Here is a 5,491-nt window from a genome sequence, read left to right as displayed (position 1 = left end):
AACTTTAATTTTTAATAAAATTTTTACAGCCAACTAGATTGTGCTCAATGATTTTCGGGAATCCCTAATTAACAGTTTGTAAAACTGTACACTAAGTTGTTATCACAATCCCGACTTACAAATTAGAAAATGCTCATGGAATTCTCCATGAGCATTTTAAATTAATAGGTTTTATCTTAGTTAGCTTTAGCTGTTTCTTAAGATATGCACAACTATAAAAATCTCTCTAAAAACCTAGATTGATTTAGATAATTTCCGGAGATAATCTCCTTGAAATCCTAGTTGCTACAGTACTAATTTGCAAAGTATGGCTGTTTTACTCTGCAGTAAAGTACATGTTAAATAGGCGACGGATGTTGTCATCAACTACTAAACCATAAAGGTTTTTCACTGTTACAAAAGTATCAACTGGTGAGTACAGAGGAACAGCTGCAGCTTGATCGTTTAGAATATCATTCATACGTTGATATAAAGCAAAACGTTCTTCACTAGTTTGCGTAGTGTATAGATCATTCCATAATTTGTCGTATTCAGCAGAGCTAAATTTACCATCATTGATTGGGTTGTTAGATGTCCAAATTCCGTAGAATGTTGATGGTTCATAGTAGTCTGCACCCCAACCAGCACGGAAGAAATCATAGATTCCAGCGTGACGGTTAGATAAGAAAGTAGACCATTCTGTATTAGTCAGACTTGTTTGTACTGCATTACCAAATACTTGTTTTAATTGCGCTTGGATCGCAATTGAAGCCATTTTGTACATTTCATTAGTGTTGTATGAAATCTCAAATTTTAATGGGTTATTTTCGTTATAACCAGCAGCTTCTAAGTATTTTTTAGCTTCAGTAACACGTTGCTCATATGGCATTTCAAAGTATGCTGCTTGTTTTAAATGTTCAGCAACACCTGGTAAAGCTGAAGAAGCATAAACTGAAGTAGCTTGTACTGTTTTACGGAAAACTTTTTGCTGTAAATCTTGAGTATTGATTGCGTAAAGAATTGCTTTACGAGCATTTAAGTCATTAAATGGTGCTTTGTTGTTACCAAAAGCAAACCATACTGTATATGAACCTGCTGATTCTAAAGTTTTGTACTTAGTATTACCTTGTAATGCTTGTCTTAATGCAGGGGTAGTTAGTTTAACTGCATCTAAGTCACCAGCTTGTAAACGTTTATAAGCATCGTTTGCATTACGGATAACGTAGAAGTTTGCTTCAGTTAAAACTGTTTTTTCAGCATTCCAATAGTTATCATTTTTAACTAAAGTGTACTTTTCATTTGGTACAGCTGCTTTTAAAGTATAAGGACCATTAACAACGTAGTTGTTAAAGTTTGGCCATTTACCTTCAGCCACTAAATGTGTAGGGATTGGAGAAAGTACCACTAATGAAGTAGCTTCTAAGAACCATGGTACAGCTGTTTCTAATGTAACTTCGAAAGTGTAATCGTCAACAGCTTTAACCCCTAATTGACTTTTATCTAGAGTACCTTCGCTAATTGCTTTAGCGTTTAACACGCCTAGATCACCTAGGTAGTAAGAATACTCTGAAGCTGTGTTTGGATCTACTAAACGTTGCCAAGAAGTCACAAAGTCTTTAGCGGTTACAGGGGTACCGTCAGACCATTTAGCTTCTGGACGTAATTTAAATGTCCATACTTTATAGTCATCAGAGTGTGACCAAGATTGAGCAGCACCTGCTACTAATTGACCAAACTCATCATAAGTTGTTAATTGGTCAAAAAGGTTTGCTCCGATTTGGTTACCAATCGTTTCTTTAATTAGATTTGGATCTAATGAAGCTGGGTTATCACCTACTTCAATGTTTAACACTTGGGTAGTTGCTAACTTAGTTCCTTGGGGAACATTTGCTGCATAGGCAGCTGTCACCAAGCCCGTGCCCATTAAGCTTGTCACTAACAAGCTTAGTTTAAGCCATTTCAACATAAATAACTCCTCTTAAAAAACCTGTTTATTTGCTTATAAATTACGATAAAATTTTAAGGCTATAGGTTTTATATTAGCAGAAAATTCATTAATAGTTAAGCCTAAAATACAAAAAAGATCCTACAAAAGTAGGATCTTTTTTATAAAAGCTAGATTACTTCTCGGTTAAGTACATATTGTAAATACGACGAGTTGTATCTTGAGTAGTGTAACCTTCTAGGTTTGGTACCGTTAGGTGTACGTTTAATGAACTAAATAATGGGATACCAACTACATCTTTATTTAAGATATCATTCATTTGTTGGTAAAGAGCAACACGCTCTTGTGCGCTACTTGTATTGTATAGGGCTGCAAAGAGTTTATCATAGTCTGCAGATTTATAAGCAGCGTAGTTCATTGGGGTATTTGATGTCCAAATACTGTAGAAAGTTGATGGATCGAAGTAGTCAGCATTCCAACCCATACGGAAGAATGGGTAAACACCACTTTGACTTTCAGATAAGAAGGTAGACCATTCACGGTTGTTAATGCTTACATCAACTAAATTACCAAACGCACGTTTAAATTGTGCTTGAAGCATGATTGCTACTAGCTTATTAGTGTCGCTAGTATTGTAATTGATTGAGAATTTTAACGGATTGCTTGCGCTATAACCAGCTTCTTCAAGAAGTTTTTTCGCTTCAGCAATACGCTCTGGCATAGGTTGATTAAAGTAAGGAGCTTGCGTTAGTTGATTAGCACCAGGTATTGCTGAAGCTACCCATAACGAAGTTGGCGTTACGTTATTTAAGAATACTTTTTCAGCCATTTCCTTGTTGTCTACAGCAAGTAATAACGCTTTACGAGCACGTACATCATTAAATGGTGCTTCTCTGAAGTTAAATTCATAGAAGTTTAATACTGAACCAGGTTCAGCAACAACTTTAAACTTGTCACTAGTTTGTTTTTGTAGCTGTGATTTTAATTGAGCATTTTCAACAGCGAAAGCGTCAATGTCACCCGCTTGGAAACGTTTATAAGCGTCATTTGCACTTCTAACTACGTTAAAAGTTACTTGCGTAATAATTGTTTTATCAGCAGAGTGGAATTTAGGGTTCTTAACGATAACATATTTTTCATTTGGCATGCTGTACTCAAGTAAGTACGGACCATTTGATACTAGTTTACTAAAGTTTGGCCAATCTTTCATTAAGTGACTTGGTACTGGAGCAAGATTTGAAATTGGCGTTGCTTCTAAGAACCAAGGAACTGGCTTATCTAAAGTAACTTGTAGAGTGTGATCATCTAGAGCTTTTACTCCAAGAGAATCTACTGGCGCTTTACCTTCTGTAATTAATTCTGCATTAACTACTCCTAAATCAGAAAGGTAGAAAGAATATTCTGAAGCAGTATTTGGATCTACTAAACGTTGCCATGAAGTTACAAAGTCTTTGGCTGTCACAGGGGTACCGTCAGACCAAACTGCATCAGGACGTAACTTAAATGTCCATACTTTATTATCTGCAGAACTTTCCCATGAAACTGCAGCTGCTGGCACAATGTTGCCCTTAGCATCGTAAGTAGTTAAGGTTTCAAATAAGTTATTAACAATTCTCGAACCGATGCTTTCACTTACTAAGCCTGGATCAAGTGATTTTGGGTTATCACCAATTTGTAAGTTAAGAGTTTGCTTAGCTGCTAATTTTGTTCCCTCTGGAACATCTGCAGCCATACTCATAGGCGTCATTAATAAACCAGCAGTAGTTAAGCTTGTAGCTAACAAGGTAAATTTTACAAAATTCTTAAGCATGGAAAATCCTTATATCTTTCTAGGAGGGCAACAAAGAATCTTTGTTGCTTACTCCATTGTTACAATTCTTATACCTTAGAGAATTTGCGGAATAGCTAAATTACGTTAAAAAACCTAATTAAAGACCGGACTATTTCGTTCTTCCCTTACTTTTGACATCTGCTATTAACCAAGCAGGAGCAGTAAAAAGAGAAATGAAATAATGGAGAAGGTTTTAATTAGTTTTTCTTCAAATAATTTATACACGTATATATTGATATTAGCATATCTTGCACAAATTAATGGAAAAAATGCTTTTCCAGATAAAAGCAATAAAAGGTCATGCTGATATTTTGTAACCTGATTGAAGTTAAGGTTTTTTCGAAGAATAACTTCCTTTAACTATCAGAATCTCTATAACAAAAAGCTGGGTTTTAAAAGAAAGATTAAGTCTGAAAATTAACTATGCACGTTTGTAAACGCAACACGTTCATAAGCACAGCATGTTCATAAGTTTAGCGTTTTTGTAAGTTCAGCACGTTAATGATTTAGCTCTTCGCAATGGTAGTAGCTTTATGTTGGTATTAGGTTGATAGTTTCAATTAACCTTGCAAAAGTAGCAATACTTCAAAACAAAAAAAGAAGAGTCCAAACTTTAAGTTTGAACTCTTCTTTTGTAATAGATTAGCTTCAATCGACTAATTGAAATCGACTAATAAAATTGGATAGGAGCATCGCGAAGATACTAAGTTATCAAGATAGAGATATCAATACCTATGAACCTCATTTCATTTAGCTGTCTAACGACGTTTTGGTTTACTTGCTTCTTGTTTTTGAGATTTATCTTTTGGATTTTTCCAATTGAACTCATCATCAGCAGCTTGACGACTTGCCTGTAATTTATTTTTGTCAGAGGCACAAAGAATAAAAGGAATAGGGTAAAGAGCTGTAAGTACCAATAAGTATGGACTATTTGATAGTTTTGTCCAGAACTCAATATTCTCTTCTCCATAGTAACCTAATACTCCAATATTACCGTTAAACACTAGCCAACAAGCAATTAGAGCAACAAGAAAAACTAATGAAATTGACCAATGGAAGTTAGTCGTATTTAAGCGACGAGCAATTGCTGAAGTAGTTGGTAATACAAAAAGCACAAAGTATAGGAAGAAAATAAAATTTGCGCCAACTGCAGGATTAATCGAACTGTAATCAAAGAGAGCGATAATCTTAGTTGTACCTAGATAGAATAAAATACTAACTAGTAGGGGCACTAAAGCATAGCGCCAAAAGGTGTATAAACTTTCTTTACCACGGTAATTAAAGTAGTATTTTGGGCTGTAGTGTAAGAGAAAGTTCTTTTTAAAAGGTAGATATTCTGGAAAATCTAAAGCTTGCATAAAGTAAATTTAAAAATCTGTCTTTAATTATGAATTTATAACGATCTTTATTATAAATGAAGTTTAGAGAGGACTGAGAAATATTAAGCTAGGAAGTTACAAATATCTAAGAAAAATGATATTTTAGGAAACTGTCTGGAGGCTAGCAGATAAAGTTGGGCTTATGTGGATTTGAGTGAGACTGGAATTTGTATTTAGTAAGCAAGGTATAGTTCTAGGGCGGGACTACAGAGGGCTACAGAGAGATGTTCAGAAAAAGGTTGAGGTTTCCCTGAGGTTTCCCCCAAATGGGGTAAGGGGTAAATAAGCTCTATCTCCCAGTTTCAACTTAGAATTTGCTCTAGGTGGAACTGGGAGATAAAAGATTTAAAATTAAAA

General features: G+C 34.9%; 3 protein-coding genes. All 3 read right to left on the bottom strand.

Features of this window, described 5'->3' with window-relative positions:
• Positions 1 to 316: 316 nt before the first annotated feature.
• Positions 317 to 1,945 (bottom strand): peptide ABC transporter substrate-binding protein, encoded by a 1,629-nt coding sequence (locus CKF54_RS07755; protein WP_119525773.1) that lies wholly within the window; start codon positions 1,943 to 1,945, stop codon positions 317 to 319.
• A gap of 154 nt (positions 1,946 to 2,099) precedes the next feature.
• Positions 2,100 to 3,734 (bottom strand): peptide ABC transporter substrate-binding protein, encoded by a 1,635-nt coding sequence (locus CKF54_RS07750; protein WP_119525772.1) that lies wholly within the window; start codon positions 3,732 to 3,734, stop codon positions 2,100 to 2,102.
• Positions 3,735 to 4,513: 779 nt separating this feature from the next.
• Complete coding sequence (locus CKF54_RS07745) at positions 4,514 to 5,113, bottom strand: hypothetical protein (RefSeq protein WP_119525771.1); 600 nt, start codon at positions 5,111 to 5,113, stop codon at positions 4,514 to 4,516.
• Positions 5,114 to 5,491: the final 378 nt, after the last annotated feature.

This window comes from Psittacicella hinzii (assembly GCF_003585885.1).
GTDB lineage: Bacteria > Pseudomonadota > Gammaproteobacteria > Enterobacterales > Psittacicellaceae > Psittacicella.
The sequence above is the reverse complement of the archived record's forward strand: the minus strand, read 5'-3'. Positions and strand labels throughout refer to the sequence as shown.

Coding starts and splice junctions, on each gene's coding strand:
- CKF54_RS07755 (WP_119525773.1), bottom strand. CDS start 1,945: ATGTTGAAATGGCTTAAACTAAGCTTGTTAGTGACAAGCTTAATGGGC.
- CKF54_RS07750 (WP_119525772.1), bottom strand. CDS start 3,734: ATGCTTAAGAATTTTGTAAAATTTACCTTGTTAGCTACAAGCTTAACT.
- CKF54_RS07745 (WP_119525771.1), bottom strand. CDS start 5,113: ATGCAAGCTTTAGATTTTCCAGAATATCTACCTTTTAAAAAGAACTTT.